Source organism: Marinobacter sp. (genome assembly GCF_035268745.1).
In the GTDB taxonomy this organism is placed as follows: domain Bacteria; phylum Pseudomonadota; class Gammaproteobacteria; order Pseudomonadales; family Oleiphilaceae; genus Marinobacter.
In genome coordinates this window covers 1-1,174 of the sequence record NZ_DATFKH010000178.1, presented here as the reverse complement: position 1 = coordinate 1,174, position 1,174 = coordinate 1, and the positions used below count along the sequence as shown (strand labels likewise).

At 56.6% G+C, this 1,174-nt stretch carries 2 protein-coding genes; both read left to right on the top strand.

From position 1 onward, the window contains the following. Nucleotides 1–306: group II intron maturase-specific domain-containing protein (locus tag VJ956_RS12655; RefSeq protein ID WP_324085403.1), on the top strand; the 306-nt coding region annotated here is incomplete at its 5' end. Between the two features lie 196 nt (nt 307–502). Next, on the top strand, nt 503–1,174 hold a 672-nt coding region (locus VJ956_RS12650), incomplete at its 3' end, for a DinB family protein (protein ID WP_324085402.1).

The window sequence follows — 1,174 nt, the reverse complement described above, 5'->3', positions numbered from 1 at the left end:
TTTGCCAACTACTTCCGGGTGGCGAACTGCGCGCGGGTATTGAAACAGGTGATGAGTTGGTTAAGGCGGCGCCTTCGCTGCATCCAGCTCAAACAGTGGAAGACGCCCGGTCGGCTGCATCGGCGACTGAAACAGCTGGGTTATCGCCCGCCGTTTCAGTTCATCAGGATGCAAAGCTGGCGCAATGCGGCTTCGCCGCTGGCCCACCATGCTATCCCGAATGCCTATCTGCACAATGAGCTGAGGTTGGTGGATCTGACCCAGGTCCGAACCGGTATCACTGTCCCCGAGTTCGGGGTAAGTTAATGGCATGAGCCGTATACGTGGTCCGTATGTACGGTTCTGTGAGAGGGCTGAGGCGGTGACGCCTCACCCTACTCGATGTGTTGAATCGGTCCACAAAATGGTGGCGGGGAAAAGGAAAGAAGTGCAGACAGTGCATTCATCTGAATCCTGGTTTGTTATCGTAGCGTCTAGGAAATTTCACCCGGAGAGATAGCGCGTGGATAGAGCAACCCTGTTAGCTGAGCTTGAGACCGCGCGTCAGCGAACGCGCGCCCTGATTACCTCCCTGCCCGAAGACAAGCTGGATGTTCCCTACCATCCGGGAGTGAACCCCCCACTCTGGGAGATGGGGCATGCCGCCTTCTTTTACGAAGTGTTCGTGTTCAACCTGCTGGATGGGACTACCAGTTATGATCCGGCCATGGACGAGCTCTGGGACTCGTTCCACATTGACCACAAGGACCGCTGGCGTCGTGACCTGTTTCCCGGACGTGAGGAAACGCTTGCCTACTTCGACACCATCTACGACCGGGTGGCCGCCCGAATCAAAACTAAAACCCTCACGGACCGGGAGCTATACCTTTACCGCTACTCGATTTTTCATCAGAACATGCACATCGAATCGATTATCTGGTGTCGTCAGACCATTGGTTATCCGGCCGTTCCGGACTTTCAGCCCGAGCGGGTTGCACCGGGTGAGCCCGGTAACGACCAAACCAGAGCCGACGCGGTCATTCCCGCCGGGCGATGGCTGATCGGAATGCCCGGAGAGTCAGAGGCCTTCGCCCATGAAGACTTTGCCTTTGACAACGAAAAGCCGCGGTTCGAAATCGAGCTTCCTGCTTTTGCCATCTCCAGGCTGCCGGTGAGTAACCGGGAGTTTATGGCG